Origin of the sequence: Methylobacterium sp. WL64, from assembly GCF_008039945.1 — a bacterium.
Classification (GTDB): Bacteria; Pseudomonadota; Alphaproteobacteria; order Rhizobiales; family Beijerinckiaceae; genus Methylobacterium.
The window spans coordinates 63325-79206 of the sequence record NZ_VRVA01000008.1 but is presented as its reverse complement, the minus strand read 5'-3'; the positions used below and the strand labels follow the sequence as shown (position 1 = coordinate 79206).

Annotated in this window: 14 protein-coding genes; 5 read left to right on the top strand and 9 right to left on the bottom strand. The window is 70.9% G+C overall.

Annotated elements, in window-relative coordinates; all coding sequences use genetic code 11:
- Window positions 1–11: 11 nt before the first annotated feature.
- The 4 genes from FV242_RS06615 (at window position 12) to nudC (ending at window position 2950) form a co-directional block, all read left to right on the top strand.
- Window positions 12–875, top strand: a complete 864-nt coding sequence (locus FV242_RS06615) for a universal stress protein (RefSeq protein WP_147909551.1) — start codon at window positions 12–14, stop codon at window positions 873–875.
- Window positions 876–936: 61 nt separating this feature from the next.
- Window positions 937–1542, top strand: coding sequence for a hypothetical protein (locus FV242_RS06610; protein ID WP_147909552.1), 606 nt, complete (start codon window positions 937–939; stop codon window positions 1540–1542).
- Window positions 1543–1624: 82 nt separating this feature from the next.
- Window positions 1625–2044: an HIT domain-containing protein gene (locus FV242_RS06605; RefSeq protein WP_147938374.1), complete on the top strand. Its 420-nt coding sequence runs from the start codon at window positions 1625–1627 to the stop codon at window positions 2042–2044.
- Between the two features lie 6 nt (window positions 2045–2050).
- The gene (gene nudC, locus FV242_RS06600) at window positions 2051–2950 is read left to right on the top strand and encodes an NAD(+) diphosphatase (protein WP_147938373.1); all 900 of its coding nucleotides are present in this window, start codon (window positions 2051–2053) and stop codon (window positions 2948–2950) included.
- Between the two features lie 211 nt (window positions 2951–3161).
- Here nudC and FV242_RS36040 read toward each other — a convergent pair whose 3' ends face one another.
- The 9 genes from FV242_RS36040 to FV242_RS06550 all read right to left on the bottom strand — a co-directional run bounded on the left by FV242_RS36040 (window position 3162) and on the right by FV242_RS06550 (window position 15014).
- Window positions 3162–3287: a hypothetical protein gene (locus FV242_RS36040; protein ID WP_281407045.1), complete on the bottom strand. Its 126-nt coding sequence runs from the start codon at window positions 3285–3287 to the stop codon at window positions 3162–3164.
- Window positions 3288–3376: 89 nt separating this feature from the next.
- Window positions 3377–4855, bottom strand: coding sequence for a siroheme synthase CysG (cysG, locus tag FV242_RS06585; protein ID WP_147938372.1), 1479 nt, complete (start codon window positions 4853–4855; stop codon window positions 3377–3379).
- A 154-nt stretch (window positions 4856–5009) separates the two neighbouring features.
- Window positions 5010–7706: a nitrate reductase gene (locus tag FV242_RS06580; RefSeq protein ID WP_147938371.1), complete on the bottom strand. Its 2697-nt coding sequence runs from the start codon at window positions 7704–7706 to the stop codon at window positions 5010–5012.
- Between the two features lie 92 nt (window positions 7707–7798).
- Window positions 7799–9403 (bottom strand): sulfite reductase subunit alpha, encoded by a 1605-nt coding sequence (locus FV242_RS06575; protein WP_147938370.1) that lies wholly within the window; start codon window positions 9401–9403, stop codon window positions 7799–7801.
- Window positions 9400–11211, bottom strand: coding sequence for a NirA family protein (locus tag FV242_RS06570; RefSeq protein ID WP_147938369.1), 1812 nt, complete (start codon window positions 11209–11211; stop codon window positions 9400–9402). Before FV242_RS06570 ends, FV242_RS06575 begins: the two co-directional genes overlap by 4 nt.
- Before the next feature lie 102 nt (window positions 11212–11313).
- Window positions 11314–12582 (bottom strand): NAD(P)/FAD-dependent oxidoreductase, encoded by a 1269-nt coding sequence (locus FV242_RS06565; RefSeq protein WP_147938368.1) that lies wholly within the window; start codon window positions 12580–12582, stop codon window positions 11314–11316.
- A gap of 525 nt (window positions 12583–13107) precedes the next feature.
- Window positions 13108–13416 carry a hypothetical protein gene (locus FV242_RS06560; protein ID WP_147938367.1) on the bottom strand — a complete coding sequence of 103 codons (309 nt, stop codon included), beginning with the start codon at window positions 13414–13416 and terminating at the stop codon, window positions 13108–13110.
- Window positions 13417–14430: a CmpA/NrtA family ABC transporter substrate-binding protein gene (locus FV242_RS06555; RefSeq protein ID WP_147938366.1), complete on the bottom strand. Its 1014-nt coding sequence runs from the start codon at window positions 14428–14430 to the stop codon at window positions 13417–13419.
- Complete coding sequence (locus FV242_RS06550) at window positions 14427–15014, bottom strand: ANTAR domain-containing response regulator (protein ID WP_147854501.1); 588 nt, start codon at window positions 15012–15014, stop codon at window positions 14427–14429. Before FV242_RS06550 ends, FV242_RS06555 begins: the two co-directional genes overlap by 4 nt.
- 181 nt (window positions 15015–15195) lie before the next feature.
- On the opposite strand from FV242_RS06550, the gene FV242_RS06545 reads away from it, so the two are divergent.
- A complete protein-coding gene (locus tag FV242_RS06545) occupies window positions 15196–15783 on the top strand; it encodes a hypothetical protein (protein WP_187193587.1) in 588 nt (195 codons plus the stop codon).
- The last annotated feature ends 99 nt before the right edge of the window (window positions 15784–15882 follow it).

Below are 15882 nucleotides of genomic sequence, written 5' to 3'. Positions count from 1 at the left end.
AGGATGCCGCGATGAAGACTTTGCTCGTACCCGTCGCGATGCACGACGGCCTGACCTCCGTGTTCGAGACGACGCGGCTCGCGGCGTCGCGCTTCGGTAGCCTGATCGAGGGCGTATCCCTGCGCCCTGCGCTCGCCGAGTACGTCCCCGTCGACATGGTGGGCGGCATGACCTGGCTGCGCGACGAGGAGGCCGACCGCGCCGAGGCCGAGGAGGCCGGCGGCCGCTTCGTCGCCTTCATGGACGCGGCCGGGATCCCGCGGCACGCCCGCGACGGCCTGTGCATCCCCGAGAAGGTGGCGGATGCCGGGCCGCGCTACCGCTGGCGGCAGGACGTGCCCACCGGCGACGCGTTCCTCGGCCAATACGCCCGGCTGTTCTCGGCCACCGTGGTCGGACGCCCGGGGACCACCGACAACGCCCCGCGGATGACCACCTTCGAGACTGCGCTGTTCGAGGGCGGCCGGCCGATCCTGCTGGCGCCGCCGGTCGCCCCGACGTCGCTTGGAGAAGCGATCCTGATCGCCTGGAACGGCTCTACCGAGACCGCCCGGGCGGTGGCCTTCGCGATGCCGTTCCTGCGACGGGCCGAGCGGGTGCTGGTGCTCAGCGTCGAGGGCGGCATGGTCCCGGGGCCGAGCGCCCAGGACCTCGCCCAGGCGCTGGCCTGCGAGGGCGTGGCCGCCTCGCATCGCTCCCTTCCGTCCGGCCGGCGCGCGCCGGGCGAGACCTTCCTGGCCGAAGCCAAGGCGTTCGACTGCGACCTCCTGATCAAGGGCGCCTACACCCAGAGCCGCCTGCGCCAGATGATCTTCGGAGGTGTCACGAGCCACGTCCTGGCCCATGCCGACATGCCGGTGCTGATGGCGCATTGACCGCGACTGGAACCGTCGTCCGCCCCTGGCGTTCGGCCCCCGCAGCCGGACCAGGATCCCCGTGACGAAATCGCGAACCCGCTTCCTTCTCGCAGCCCTTCTGATGGCCGTGACGGCGACCGCTGTCCGGGCGCAGCCGAGCACCGTCCGGTTCCGCGGTACCATCGTGTGGGCCGAGGCCGACCGCCTGCAGATCCGCCGCGCCGGCGGCAGCACCCTGACCCTGCGGATGAACCCGCGGACCCGGGTCTTCGCGGTGACCGAGGCGGCCGTGCGCAACATCAAGCCCGAGAGCTACGTCAGCGTGCTCGCCGGCTCCGAGGCCGAGCCGCGGCGGGCGACGGCCGTGACCGTGTACTCGCCTTCCGAGCGCGGCTTCGAGGCGGGCAGCCAGACCTGGGATACCGAGCCGGGAGCGACGTTCACGGCTGGCTGGGTCTCGGACCTGCGTGGCGGACGTCCGCTCGGCCTGACCCTGGGCTTCGGCGGCGGTCAGGCCAGCTTCTCGGTTCCCGCCGGGACCCCGGTCACCGCGATGGCGCCCGGCGAGAAGGCCCTGCTGGAGCCCGGCGCGGCCACCACGATCTTCGCCCGGTCCGGGCCGGACGGCGCCCTCGATGTCGGCACGATCGCGGTGGGCCGGCAGGGCGCCGTGCCTTCGTTCTGACCGAAGCTTTGCGCCGGTTGCGTCATCACTCCGCGCATCCGAGGCGCGCGCCGGCGCGCAGGCTGCGCTACACCGTCGTGCCATGACCGAGTCCGCCTTCCTCCTCGATCCGCGCCTCTCTGCCGACACCGTCGAGGTGGGCGACCTGACCCTCTGCCGCGTCCTGCTGATGGACGATGCCCGGTTCCCCTGGCTGATCCTGGTCCCGCGCCGCCCCGACGTCTCCGAGATCACGGATTTGTCCGAGGCCGATGCCGGGGCACTGTGGCGGGAGATCCGCATCGCCACCGGGGTGATGCAGGCGCTGTCGAAGCCCGACAAGGTCAATGTCGGGGCGTTGGGCAATGTCGTGGCGCAGCTCCACGTCCACGTCATCGGCCGGTTCCGCTCCGACCCGGCCTGGCCCGGGCCGGTCTGGGGCTTCGAGACCCGGAAGCCCTACCCGTTCCATGCCCGCGCCCAGCTGATCGAGCGCGCCGGCAGCTTGTTCTCCGCGGCCTGAACCCGAATGACCGATCCCCGCGACACCCTCGGCTTCGTCCGCAACCGCCTCGACCGGCACTCGGCCGAGCAGCCCGAGGAGGCGGTGCCTCCGTTCGACGCGCCGGACGCGCGCCTCGTCCTGATCTGCGGCGACCGGATCGTGCTGCGCGGGACCACCGCGCTGATCACCCCGGCCGAAGCGCCGCACCCGTCCGGCACGCGCATCTTCCTGGGCCATCGGGACGGAAGGCCGGTCTTCGCCGCGTCGGCACCGGCCGAGGCCGCGGAGGGTTTTGCCGCTGGCGAGACCCGTACCCTAGACCTGCGCGCCATCGCGACCGAAAACGCCGTCGAGGCCGAGGAGCTGGGCCTGCTGGCGGTAGCCAAGTCGATGCTCGATTGGCACGCCCGGCACGGCTTCTGCGCCAATTGCGGCACGGCCACCGTGGCGAAGGCCGGGGGCTTCCGCCGGGAATGTCCGTCCTGCAACGCCCACCATTTCCCCCGGGTCGACCCGGTGGTGATCATGCTGGTGCGCCGGGGCGAGACCTGCCTGCTCGGGCGCGGCCCACATTTCCGCCCGCACATGTATTCCTGCCTCGCCGGCTTCCTGGAGCCCGGCGAGACCATCGAGGACGCGGTGCGCCGGGAGGTGTTCGAGGAGACGCGGATCCGGGTCGGCGCGGTCACCTACCGGACCTCGCAGCCCTGGCCGTTCCCGTCCTCGCTGATGCTGGGCTGCGCCGCCGAGGCCCTCGACGGCGACATCGTCACCGATCCGAGCGAATTGGAGGACGCCCGCTGGTTCGACCGCGCCGCGGTCGCCGCCATGCTGGCCGGCACCCATCCCGAGGGCATCCAGTCCCCGCCGCCCATGGCGATCGCCAACTACCTGATGCGGGCGTTCGTGGCCGGCGAGACCTGAGCCACTCGCCGCTTCAGCCGATCGGAAACCGCCGGCGGCATCGACGGCGCTCAACGGTTCCGAGCGGTTCGGTACGCCTCATCCCCACCGCGCTTCCTCACGGCGACCACCGTCACGGTGATCGCCGCATCGCTGACTCGGTAGACCAAGCGGTGCCCGGAGGCGCGTCGATCCGCTTCATCTTGGCTTCCCAGGCGGCCGGAGGGGCCTTTTAGGCCATGACCCGATTGGGGTTGAGGATCGCGACCCGCTCGCCCTGCGCTGCGCTCGACACACCGGCCGGACCCTCCTCCAGATCCGACACGCTCAAAGCCCGGTTCGCCAGCACGGCTCGCATCGCGATCGTCGAGAGATTTCATTCCTCGGGGCGTAACGCGATGCCAGGATCAGTACCGACTTTCGACCCAGGACCGATCCGTCTCGGCCTCAGATCGCCAAACGCTCCGGCACCGTCTCGGGGGCCACCGCCGCCCGCGTCTCCGAAAAGGCCTCGCCGACCATCAGCAGCGCGGGCCCGTCGAGGCCCGCAGCCTCGACCCGGTCGGCAAGGTCGGCGGCGGTGCCGCGCAGCGAGGCCTGGTTCGGGCGGCTGACGTTGAAGACGAGGAGCGCCGGGGTCGCGGGCGCCAGCCCCTCGTCCACGGCCCGGGCCAGCAGCGCGCGGAGCGTGCGCTTGGGCATGTAGACCACCGTGGTGACGCTCGGATCGGCGAGGGCACCCCAGTTCAGGTCGTCCGGCAGGGCGCCGCGGCGGTCGTGGCCGGTGACGAATTGCAGACGGCGGGCAGCGTCGCGGTGGGTCAGCGACAGGCCCAGCGCGGCCGCGGCCCCCTGCGCGGCCGAGATGCCCGGCACTACGGTGACGGGAATGCCCGCAGCCCGGCAGGCATCAATCTCCTCGCCGGCCCGGCCGAACACCAGCGGATCGCCGGATTTTAGCCGCACCACCTGCTTGCCGGTGCGGGCCAGCTGAACCATCAGCGCGTTGATGTCGTCCTGGCGGCAGGACGGGCCGTGACCGGTCTTGCCGACCAGCATGGTCCGCGCCTCCCGGCGGGCATAGTCCAGGATCTCGGGGGCGACGAGGTCGTCGTACAGGATCACGTCGGCGTTGCGCAGCGCCCGCAGGGCCTTGAGCGTGAGCAGCTCCGCGTCGCCCGGACCGGCGCCGACGAGGCTCACCGCGCCGCCCTTCGGCGCCGCCTCAGTCTCCCCCAGCAGCTCGGCGAGGTCCTGTTGCGTCGGAGCGCGGTCCGGCTCCGCGAAGGCGCGATCGGTGAAGCGTTCCCAAAAGCTGCGTCGCTCACTGAACCCGTGGAACCGGGCGGTGACGCCGTCCCGCCAGTCGCGGGCGGCCCCGACCCAGCGACTGAACCCGCGCGGCAGCATCGCCTCGATCCAGGCGCGCACGGTCTGGCCGAAGACCGGCGCCGCGCCCTCCGTGGAGATGCCGACGACCAGGGGCGAGCGGTTGACGATGGCGCCGAACTTGACGTCGCACAGGTGCGGCCGGTCCACCGCGTTGACGATCGCGCCGGCGCCGCGGGCCGCGACTACGAAGGCGACGCAGTCGGCCTCGTCCTCCATGGCGCCGATGCAGAAGGCGGCCCCCCAGAGGTCGTCGGGTGTCCAGGCGCGCTCGTGAAGGGCCACGCTGCCGTCGACGATCTCGTCCGGCACCGCACGGAGCTCGTCGCTGGGCTGCGGCGCGTAGACGTCGACATGGGCGCCTGCGGCGGCCAGGACCTTCACTTTCCAAGGCGCCCCGCCCGAGGATCCGGCGAGCACCACCCGCTTGCCACGCAGGGGCACGAACACCGGCAGCACCGCCAGCGGCTCCAGGCCGGCGGATTGGGTCTCGCGGGGTGCGCGGGCCGCGCGCAGGAGGCTTGGGGTGTCGGTCACGAATCTATCCTGAGCCTACATCGTGCCGGTCATCCCAACCGACAACCTCATCCTGAGGTGCCGCGTCGCCGCTGCCGCTCCGCGCCCGCATCTCAGGATGAGAGGGGCTGGCGGGACGGGCCGATCCGTTCTCGATTGGGCATATATCAAAGAATCATGCGGCGCGGGCAGTCTGGCCGGGGAGCATCTTGCGGATCTCGGGGATGCAGGAGCCGCAATTCGTGCCCGCCTTGCAGGCCGCGCCCACCGCCGCGACGGATCCGGCCCCCGCCGCGATGGTCGCGGCGATCACGTCGGCACCGACCCCATGGCAGGCGCAGACCACCGGGCCGGCCGGCGCGGTGGCGGCACGGCCCGAGAGCAGGGCACGGCGCTCGGCCGCCTCGGGGGCCTCGATGGCGAACAGGGCCTTGGCCGTTTCCCAGTCCGGGCGGGCCTCCGCGGGGGCATAGGCGAGGCACGCGACCAGCCGCGCACCGTCGTAGACGGCGCAGCGGTAGCGGTCGCGGGCATGGTCGGCGTATTCGGCGAGTTCGTAGCCGGCGAGCGCCTCGCTCTGGATCAGCCCGCGGACCATCAGCGCCACGGCGCTGGAACTGGCCGCGGTGGCGAATTGTACGCCCCATCCGCCGGTGATCGCCGCCCGCGCCCACCACCAGCCCTCCGGCAGCGCCACCTGACGGCGCGACAGCAGGAAGCCCCGAGCCCGGTAGGCGACGGGCGCGATGGCGGCAGGCGTCGCCTTCAACTCGGGCTGGCCCGAGACCGGGTCCGGCACGCCGCGGACCAGGGCCCCGACCCGGGCCTTCGACGCGTGGGCGCTGCCCCAGTGCATCGGCATGAACAGGCAGCCCGGTACCACCGTGTCCGTGACCATCACCTCCAATTCGGCTTCGCCGTGCTCGGTCCACAGGCGGGCGATGCCGCCCTCGGTGAGGCCGAGGCCGGCCGCGTCGTCCGGATGCACCTCGACGAACGGCACGGCACGGTGCGCCGAGAGGCGCTGGCTTTTCCCGGTGCGGGTCATCGTGTGCCAGTGGTCGCGCACCCGGCCGGTGTTGAGCACGAACGGGAACGCCTCCGAGATCGCTTGCGCGAGGGCCGGTGGCTGCACCGCCACGAAGCGGGCGCGCCGGTCGAAGGTGTAGAACCGCCCGTCGCCGAACAGCCGGGCCTTGCCCTGCGGCGCGCCCCGCGGGCCGGAGCGCTTCGGGATCGGCCATTGCACCGGCAAGGCGCTCTCGTAGGCGGCGTCGCCGATGTCGGTGAGCGCGCCGAGATCGAAGTCGCGGGTGCCGTTGTTCTCGTAGGCCGAGAGCCCGGCATGCTCGCGGAACACCGCCGCCGCGGAGTCGAACGCGAAGGCCCGCCCGTGGCCGAGCCGGCGGCCGATGTCGGACAGCACCGCCCAGTCGGCCCGCGCCTCGCCTGGGGGCGCCAGGAACCGGCGCTGCCGGGAGATCCGCCGTTCGGAATTGGTGACCGTGCCGTCCTTCTCGCCCCAGGCGAGCGCGGGCAGCAGCACCGTAGTCTTGCCGAGACCCCGCACCGTGTCGGAATCGGCCATCACCTCGGAGACGACGTAGAGGTCGAGCCCGTCGAGGGCGTCGCGGATCACGTCGGCCCGCGGCATCGAGACCAGCGGGTTGGTGCCCATCACCCACAGGGCCTTGATCCTGCCCCGGCAGATCGCCTCGAACAGGGCCACCGTCTTCATGCCCTCGCCGGTGACGATCCGGGGCGCACCCCAGAACCGGCGAACCCGGTCCACCTCCTCGGGGGCGAAGTGCATGTGGGCGGCCAGCATGTTGGCCAGACCCCCGACCTCGCGGCCGCCCATGGCGTTGGGCTGGCCGGTGAGCGAGAACGGCCCCATCCCGGTCTCGCCGATGCGGCCGGTGATCAGGTGGCAGTTGATGATGCTGTTGCCCTTGTCGGTCCCCTGGGCCGACTGGTTCACACCCTGCGAGAAGGCGGTGACCACCCGGCGGGTGCCCGCGAACAGGTCGTAGAAGGCGGCGATGTCGGCGAGCGGTACCCCCGTCGCGGCGGCGACCGTCGCCACGTCCGGCGCGATGAGGCGGGCGCGATCCAGGGCGGCATCGAGCCCGGCGGTGTGGGCCTCCACGAAGGCCCGGTCGCGGAAGCCGTTATCCGAAAGGTGCACGAGCAGCCCCGAGAACAGCGCCACGTCGCTGCCGGGCCGGATCCCGAGGAACAGGTCGGCCTCCTGGCCGGTCTGGGTCCGGCGCGGGTCGATCACCACGAACTTGGTGCCCCGCCGGGCCTTGGCGTCGGCCATGCGGCGGAACAGCACCGGGTGGCACCAGGCGGCGTTGGACCCGACCATGACGATCAGGTCGGCCTCGTCCAAGTCCTCGTAGCAGCCCGGTACGGTGTCCGAGCCGAAGGCGCGGCGGTGGGCCGCCACCGCGCTCGACATGCAGAGCCGCGAATTGGTGTCGACATGCGGCGTGCCGATGAAGCCCTTCGCCAGCTTGTTGGCGACGTAGTAATCCTCGATGAGGAGCTGCCCCGAGAGGTAGAACGCGATCGATTCCGGACCGTGCGCCTCGGCCACCGCGCGCAGTTTTTCCGACACGGTCGACAGCGCCGCATCCCACGAGGCCTGGACGCCATCGACCTGCGGGTGGAGCAGGCGGTTCTCCAGCGACAGGGTCTCGCCGAGCGCCGAGCCCTTCGAGCAGAGCCGGCCGAAATTGGCCGGGTGCTCGGAATCGCCCGCGATCGCCGCGCCGCCGTTCCCGTCCGGGGTCGCGAGAACGCCGCACCCGACACCGCAATAGGGGCAGGTCGTCCGTACCGCCGGGTCTGCCACGGACAGGGTCATGGCTGAATCCTCGAAACTTCTGTGTTCGACGGCGGCCGCAAGGGGCGGGCCGCCTATTCCCTCCCCCGCAGAGGGGGGAGGGTTTCACGGGCTCAGTACACGTCGGCCTGGTAGCGGCCGGCTTTCTTGAGCGCGCCGAGATACGCCACCGCGTCCTCGGGGCTCTTGCCCCCGAACTGCGCCGCCACGTCGATGATCGCCCGCTCCACGTCCTTGGCCATGCGCTTGGCATCGCCGCAAACGTAGAAATGCGCGCCGCCTTCGAGCCACTTCCACAGGTCGGCGCCGTTCTCGCGCATCCGGTCCTGGACGTAGGTCTTCTCGCTGCCGTCCCGGGACCAGGCGAGCGACAGGCGGTTGAGCACCTTGTCGTCCTTCAGCGCGTTGAGCTCGTCCTTGTAGAAGAAGTCCGTGGCTTGGCGCTGGTGGCCGTAGAACAGCCAGTTGCGGCCGGGGGCGTTCGTGGCGGCGCGCTCGCGCAGGAACGACCGGAACGGCGCGATGCCGGTGCCGGGGCCGCACATGATCACGTCCTTGGACAGGTCCGCCGGCAGGGCGAAGCCGTGGGCCTTCTGGAGGTAGATCTTCACCTTGGTCTGCTCGGGCAGGCGCTCGCCGAGATGGGTCGAGGCCACGCCGAGCCGCAGCCGGGAGCGGTGGTTGTAGCGCACCGCATCGACGGTCAGCGAGACGCGTCCGGCATCCATCTTGGGCGAGGACGAGATCGAGTAGAGCCTCGGTTGAAGCTCGTCCAAAGCTTCCAAGAAGACCTCCGCGTCGGGCCGAGCGCCGGGGAACTTGTGCAGGGCGCCGAGCACATCGAGATAGGCGGCGTCCCCGTCCGGGTCCTCGCCAGAGGCCAGCGCCTGCGCCTTCTTGCGCGCCGCTCCCGAGGTGAGCAGCGACAGCAGCTGGTAGAGGTTGTCCGGCGCGGCGCCGAGCGCGTAGTCCTTGAGCAGGTGGTCGCGCAAGGTCTGGGTCCCGATCATCCGCTCGGGCCGGGCGCCGAGTTCGGCGATCACCGCGTCCACCAGAGCCGGGGCGTTGGCCGGGAACAGGCCGAGCGAATCGCCGGCCTCGTAGGTGATCGGCGTGCCGTCCAGGCCGATCTCGATGTGCCAGGTCTCCTTCTCGCCGCCCGGCTCGTTGAGTCGGCGGCGGGACAGGAACAGCGCCTCGACCGGGTTCTCGCGGCAGAAGCCCAGGGGGCCGAGATCGGCCGTTTGCTTCGGTGTGTCGCCCTTGGCCATCGGGGTCACGGGCGCGCCGCCGGCGGTGCCGAATTCCTCGTCCAGCTTCTTGAGCATGCGCAGGGTCTCCTTGCCGCCGGGCTGGCAAAGATTCAGGCGCTCCTCGTTCTTCAGGAAGATCGCGTTGGCGTAGTCGGCGCAGTTGTAGCCGCACTGGCCGCAATCCTGCTGGGCCATGGCGGCCATGAGTTTCTGCGGCTCGGGCCGGTCCTTGGCCATCGCCATCCGGTCGCCGATCGGCACGGAGGGGTCGTGCCAGGGCGCGTCGTCGTTGTCGGCCAGCTTGGGGCCGGCGGCGGGGGCCTCGCCCGGCGCGAGGGCTGTGGCTCCCGTCACGGCGGGGCCGAGCAGGGCGGCGAAGTAGCCGGAGAGCCACGAGCGCTGGTCGGCGTCGAACGGGGCGGTCTCGGGGATCAGGACGAGGGGGGGCGAGACGTGCTGGGTCATGCGGCGGCCTTCAGGGCGGGCTGTTCCTCGGCGGCGTCCCGCAGGGCTTCGGCGCCGGTGCGGGCGGTGAAGGATTGGAAGCTCTCGTCCGGGCCCTGCCGGCGGGCCAGATAGGTGCGCAGCAGCGCCTCGACCCGGAACGGCGCGTCCTCGGCCTTCACGGCCTTCCAGATCTCGGTGCCGATCTTCGGGTTCTCGGCGAAGCCGCCGCCGACCACGATGTCGTAGCCCTCGACGGTGTCTCCCTCCTCCGAGACGACCACCTTGGCGCCGATCAGCCCGATGTCGCCGATGTAGTGCTGGGCGCAGGAATGATGGCAGCCGGTGAGGTGGACGTTCACCGGCACGTCGAGCTCCGTCACCGTGCGCTCGACGTGGTCGGCGATGATCAGCGCGTGACCCTTGGTGTCGGAGGCGGCGAACTTGCAGCCCCGGGCGCCGGTGCAGGCGACGAGACCCGAGCGGATGCCGGCCGCTTTGATGGTCAGGCCGAGTTCGAGGATACGGCTCTCGACCTCCGCCACCCGCGCGTCCGGGACCCCGGAAAAGATGAAATTCTGCCAGACGGTGAGGCGGATCTGGCCGTCGCCGCAGTCGCGGGCGATCTCGGCCAGCGCCCGGACCTCGTCGCTGGTCATCTTGCCGACCGGCAGGACCACGCCGATCCAGTTGAGGCCGGGCTGCTTCTGGGCGTGGACGCCGACATGGGCGAACCGGTCGGTGGGCCGGCGCGGCGCCACGTGGGCCGGATCGACCCGGTCGAGCTTGCGGCCGAGCTTCTCCTCGACGGCGGCGAGGTACGCGTCGAAGCCCCAGGCGTCGAGGACGTACTTCATCCGGCTCTTGTTGCGGTTGGTCCGGTCGCCGTTCTCGATGAACACCCGGATGATCGCGTCCGCGACCACATTGCAGTCTTCGGGCTTGAGCACGATGCCGGTGTCGCGGGCGAGGTCCCGGTGGCCGGAGATGCCGCCGAGCACGAGGCGCATGTAGACGCCCGCCGCCACCGCGGCCCCGTCCAGCACCTCGATCGCCTGGAAGCCGATGTCGTTGGTCTCCTCCAGGGTCGGCATGACGCCGCCGCCGTCGAAGGCGACGTTGAACTTGCGGGGCAGGCCGTAGAGCGAGCGGTCGTTGATGATCCAGTTGTTCCAGGATTTCGCCAGCGGGCGCGTATCCAGCAGCTCCTGGGTGTCGATGCCGGCGGTCGACGAGCCGGTGACGTTGCGGATGTTGTCGGCGCCCGAGCCGCGGGCGGTCAGGCCGATATCCACCAGCCCGTCGAGGAACGGCTGGGCGTGTTCGGGGCCGATCTCGCGGACCTGGAGGTTGGCCCGGGTCGTCACGTGGACGTAGCCGCCGCCGTGCCGGTCGGCGAGGTCGGCGACGCCTGCGAACTGCCAGTGGTGCAGGATGCCGTTGGGGATCCGCAGGCGCGCCATGTAGCTCACCTGGTTCGGCGCCACCCAGAACAGGCCGTGGTAGCGCCAGCGGAAATTGTCCTCGGGCTTGGGCGGCTTGCCGGCGGCGGCGTCCGCGATCAGCCGGTTATGGCCGTCGAACGGGTGCTCGGCGCGCTTCCACTTCTCTTGCTCGCAGAGCTTGCCGCCGTCCTTGACGGTCTTGTCCTGCGCCTTGAGGTGGATCGCGTCCGGCCCGATGGGCTCGGCCGGCGCCGGCGGGCCCTGCCCGATCGCGAGGCCGCCGGTGAGGCGGGCCGCGGCCACGCCGGAGGCGAACCCTTCGAGGTAGCGCTTCTGCTCGGGATTGAAGCCGTCCGGGGCGGTCTGTGGGGTGGTCTCGGCCATCTGCGCCTCCCTGGATCGCTCGCCGCCGAAGTGAACGCCGGTCCGGCGTAAGCGAGCGTGTCAAATCAAAGGCTTAGTACCCCCGGCCGATCGGCCGGGAACCTAAGCGGCGAGCGGCTCGGGCACCGGGCGCCCGAACATCAGGTCGTCGACGTTCCCGACCGGATCGCCGGAGCGGATCAGGCCCTTGCAGGCGCCCTGCTCGGCGATGTCGCCGACGAACACGGCACCGATCAGTCTGCCCTCTCGCACCAGCAGCTTGCGGTAGAGCCCGGCGCCGGGATCGGAGAGGACGATCGCCTCGGCATCTTCGGGGGTGTCCACGAGGCCGGCGGAGAAAACCGGGAGGCCCGAGACCTTGAGGCTGGTGGCAAGCGAGGTGCCGGCATAGGCGGCGCTCTCGCCGGCGAGGTGCCGGGCCAGGATGTCGGCCTGCTCGTAGGCCGGCTCGACCAGCCCGTAGATCAGGCCGCGATGCTCGGCGCATTCCCCGAGGGCGAAGATGTTGGCGTCCGATGTGGTCATCCGGTCATCGACCTTGATGCCGCGGCCGATTTCCAGCCCCGCCCCCTGGGCCAGGGCAACAGAGGGGCGCACCCCCACCGACATCACCACCATGTCGGCCGGGAGCACGGTCCCGTCGGCCAGGATCAGGCGCTCGACCCTGCCGTCGCCCTCGACCCGGGCGGTGTCGGCCTTGAGCAGCACCCGCACGCCGCGGGCCTCCATGGCCCGCTTCACCAGCCCGGCTGCGTGGTGGTCGAGCTGGCGCTCCATCAGCCGATCCATGACGTGGAGAAGGGTCGTGTCGACCCCCAGACGCGCCAAGCCGACCGCAGCTTCCAGCCCGAGCAGGCCGCCGCCGATGACGATCGCCCGGGCGTGCTGCACGGCGGCCTTGCGGATCGCCGCCACGTCAGCGAGGTCACGGAACGTGATCACCCCGGGAAGGTCCATCCCGGGCTTGGGCAGGCGGATCGGCAGCGATCCCACCGCCAGCACGAGCTTGTCGAAGGGCAGGACGTGGGTCTCTCCCACGATCGCCAGCCCGTTCTCGCGATCGATCTGGGTGACCGGGGCTCCGGTGATCAGGCGAATTCCGTGGGCCGCGTACCAGTCCAGGCCGCGGAAGTCGCAGGCCGCCTCTTCGACTTCGCCGCCCAGCAGCGAGGAGAGCAGGACCCGGTTATAGGCGGCCTTCGGCTCGGCGCCGACGCAGGTCACGTCGAACCGGCCAGGCGATCCTTCGGTCAGGCGCTCGAGGAAGCGGAGCGAGGCCATGCCGTTGCCGACGACGACGAGCCGCTCGCGTGGGAGACCGGTCTCGGCGCGAGTATCGTGTGCGCTGGTATCCATTGGGGATGTCGCCATCTCTCGATCGCGTCGGGGACCTCGATTGCAGGATCGTCGGCGGACCGCCCACGAAAAAGCCGCTGCCGGTTATCCCCCAGGGCAGGCTTGAACCCGCAGGAGAACCGGATCAGCGGCCTCGCTGACGGCGCTGCCCGTCGCCATTGACGGACGCGAGCTATCAAGCAGATCTCATGCCAATCAGGATCCGAATCGGTAAGGTGTTGTCATGACGCTTGAAATCGCGGCGGCCCATGGGGCCTAGTACGCCGGAGCGCATCGCATCGCACTGCACAAAAAGTGGGCTGGTGGTCGCTTAAACGATCAGCGCTGTGGCAGTGGAACTGGCGTCCGAGCTGCCTTCAAACACGAGCGCAGACGGCAGCAGGATCGCACTGCACGCTCATTGCGAGCACGGCGAAGCAATCGAGGAACCCTATACGCTCGTAGCGGGAGCGAACTCGGATTGCTTCCCTCTACTCGGTGAGACGGAGAAACAGGAACACGCCGATCGGATCGGATTACATGCCGTGTTCGACTCGGATCTCAGATCAGTGTCGAGAGCATCGCCAGCAGGCCCAGCGTCGGCATGGCGCCGGCCACGAGCACCCAATACCAGGACGGAACACCGCCGGGACGGCGGTTGTCGTTGCTCGCGCGCGGAGCCTTGGCGCCGCGGCGAACATAGCGTCGAAGCTCGATCCGGCTGCGCGGATGCGATGTCGACGATTCGGTATCGAGTTTACGGCATCCGGGCATGGCGTAGTCACAACGGCCGAGACCCGGCAACGTTCCGCGATCTGCCGCATCCCGGCAATGGGCGAATGACGAAATCCGCGTGATGTCTGCTGCCACTCAGAGCGCTGTCGCGGCCCGGTAGAGGTCGGGCCTGTAGATGGCCGCCGCTTCGGCATCCGGGTGTCTCCCCGGCGGTAATTGCTGCGAGGCGGCCATCTGCGTCACGAGCCACCGCGCGGCCTCGGGCCGCGGCTCCTGCACGTCGGCGCCGAGGTCGAGACGGCCCGGCATCGGCCGCGTCGCGCCGGCCGCGTCCAGGATCGCATCGCCCGTGAAGCCCCGGGCCACGAGGTCGACGTCGAGGTCGAGATAGGTCCGGTGCGCCAGGCAATGGATCAGGTCGGTGCGGTTGGCCGGGTCCGCGCACCATTGGCCGGCCCGCGCCACCGCCCGGACGAGGGGCAGTAGCGCGTCGTCGAGCCGGCCCGACACGGCCAGGACCTTCTCGGGGGCGTCCGGTGCGAGGTCGCAACCGAGCGCCGCAATCCGCCCGTGGCCGGCCGCCACCGCGACATCGTTCCAGGGCGCGCCCGCGCAGTAGCCGTCGACCAGGCCGCGGGCCAGGGCCTCGACGCTGTGCTGGGGTGGGACCACGACCGTGCGGAAGGCCGACGGGTCGAGGCCGCTGGCCTCGGCGAACAGCCGCAGCTGATAGCTGTGGCAGGAGAACGGATGCACGGTCCCGAGCGTCAGCGGCTGGCCCGCGTTCCGGCGCTCGACCGCCACCCGGGCGAAGGCCCGGGCCACATCCGTCAGGGCCTCGCTCGCCGGGCCCATCGCGGCCCAGAGCCCGCGCGACACCGTGATGGCGTTGCCGTTGGCGCTGAGCTGCAGCGGGACGACGAGGTCGGAGGGCGGTCCCGACAGGGCGAGCCGGCTCGCCAGCGCCAGCGGCGCCAGCATGTGGGCGCCGTCGAGATGGCCCAGCGCGAGGCGGTCGCGCAGGGTCGCCCAGGACGGCTCGGCCGAAAGGTCGAGTTCCAGTCCCTCGGCCCGGGCGAAGCCGAACGCGTGCGCCACGATCAGCGGCGCGGCATCGCAGAGCGGGACGTAGCCGAGCTGAAGCCTCATCCGAGCAGGTCCGCCGTGGTGACGATGGCCCGGGCGATGTCGGCGATCTTGCGCTTCTCGTTCATGGCCTTGCGTCGCAGCTGCTTGTAGGCCTCGTCCTCGGTCAGCCCCTTCAAGTTCATCAGGATGCCCTTGGCGCGCTCGATCAACTTGCGGTCGGCCAGTTCGCCGCGGGCCTCCGACAATTCGCGCTGGAGCCGCGCGAAGGCGTTGAAGCGCAGGATCGCGATATCGAGGATCGACTTGATCCGCTCCGCCCGCAGCCCGTCGACCACGTAGGCCGAGATGCCGGCGTCGACCGCCGCTTGCATCATGGTGGTGTCCGAGCGGTCGACGAACATCGCCACCGGCCGCTCGACTTGCCGAGAGACCCCGGACATCTGCTCCAGGATGTCCCGGCTGGGGCTCTCTAGGTGGATCACCACCACGTCGGGCTTGAGGGCGGTCACCCGCTCCAGAAGGTCGACGGTATCGGGAATCACCACGATTCGACCGATGCCGGCCGCGCGCAAGCCCTCCTCCAGGATCGCCGCGCGGGCGCGGCTCGGGTCGATCACGGCGACGGTGAGGTTGGATTCGGTCATCGGGGCCCGGTCGGGCGGGACTTCTCGAGAGGGCGACCCGGTTCGGGCGCTCCGGCCAAGCAAGGCATATGCCCCGCAGCTGTCGCCAGGGTTACCGCCGCGCAAAGAAACGGTCCAGCTTCCGCCGCAATGCTGGGGGCATTCTTGCGTCGTCGGAACTAGCGCGGGGGTGGTGAAACGGATGCGCAGGCCAGACCCGCTTGCCCTCACGGACGCCGCCACCGGCCGCGTGTCGATGCCGTTCCTGCCGACGTTGGTCGTTGTGGGGATCCTGGGCGTCGCGTCCCTCTACTGCCCGTCGTCGCAGCTGACGCCGCCGCCGGAGGCCCGCGCCGAGCTCGTCGCGCCCGAGGCTCCGTCGCCCACCGCGTTCGTCAAAGCCGCGCCGGTGTCCGTGCCGGTCCGCCGCCCGGCCACCGTGGCCTTCGCCGAAGTCTATCCCCTGGTCCCGACGCAGCCGGCCCGGCCGGCGTTCGCGGCCCGGGCGACGTCGCATATCGCGATCGCAGGCCGCCATGCCTGCCCCGGGCGCCGCTGCCCGGAGATGCCCCAGCGCATGACCGATCCGCTGGCCGCCGCCCGTGCGGAGACCATCGATTCGGATGAGGCCGGGCTGCTGCCCCCCGCCGCCCTGCCCTTCGCGGCCTCCGTGGTCGAACGGCTGACGCCCGCCGCCCGCGTCGTCGGCGATGCGGCCAACCTGATGCGCGACGGGGCGGCCGCCGTGCAGGGATCTGTCGCCCTGGTGGTGGCCGACTGCCTGCGCTGACGCGCTCGCAACTCCGTCCGTACGACACGGCATTCCACTCTACTCGCCGCGCCTCCGGCTCTGGACCTCGCAACCGGGCGTCCTAGGTGCGTTGCAGCG

Excerpts from the sequence above, each read along its gene's own strand:
- FV242_RS06615 (WP_147909551.1), top strand. The coding sequence starts at position 12 with ATGAAGACTTTGCTCGTACCCGTCGCGATGCACGACGGCCTGACCTCC.
- FV242_RS06605 (WP_147938374.1), top strand. The coding sequence starts at position 1,625 with ATGACCGAGTCCGCCTTCCTCCTCGATCCGCGCCTCTCTGCCGACACC.
- nudC (WP_147938373.1), top strand. The coding sequence starts at position 2,051 with ATGACCGATCCCCGCGACACCCTCGGCTTCGTCCGCAACCGCCTCGAC.
- FV242_RS36040 (WP_281407045.1), bottom strand. The coding sequence starts at position 3,287 with ATGCGAGCCGTGCTGGCGAACCGGGCTTTGAGCGTGTCGGATCTGGAG.
- FV242_RS06580 (WP_147938371.1), bottom strand. The coding sequence starts at position 7,706 with ATGACCCTGTCCGTGGCAGACCCGGCGGTACGGACGACCTGCCCCTAT.
- FV242_RS06575 (WP_147938370.1), bottom strand. The coding sequence starts at position 9,403 with ATGACCCAGCACGTCTCGCCCCCCCTCGTCCTGATCCCCGAGACCGCC.
- FV242_RS06570 (WP_147938369.1), bottom strand. The coding sequence starts at position 11,211 with ATGGCCGAGACCACCCCACAGACCGCCCCGGACGGCTTCAATCCCGAG.
- FV242_RS06565 (WP_147938368.1), bottom strand. The coding sequence starts at position 12,582 with ATGGCGACATCCCCAATGGATACCAGCGCACACGATACTCGCGCCGAG.
- FV242_RS06555 (WP_147938366.1), bottom strand. The coding sequence starts at position 14,430 with ATGAGGCTTCAGCTCGGCTACGTCCCGCTCTGCGATGCCGCGCCGCTG.
- FV242_RS06550 (WP_147854501.1), bottom strand. The coding sequence starts at position 15,014 with ATGACCGAATCCAACCTCACCGTCGCCGTGATCGACCCGAGCCGCGCC.
- FV242_RS06545 (WP_187193587.1), top strand. The coding sequence starts at position 15,196 with ATGCGCAGGCCAGACCCGCTTGCCCTCACGGACGCCGCCACCGGCCGC.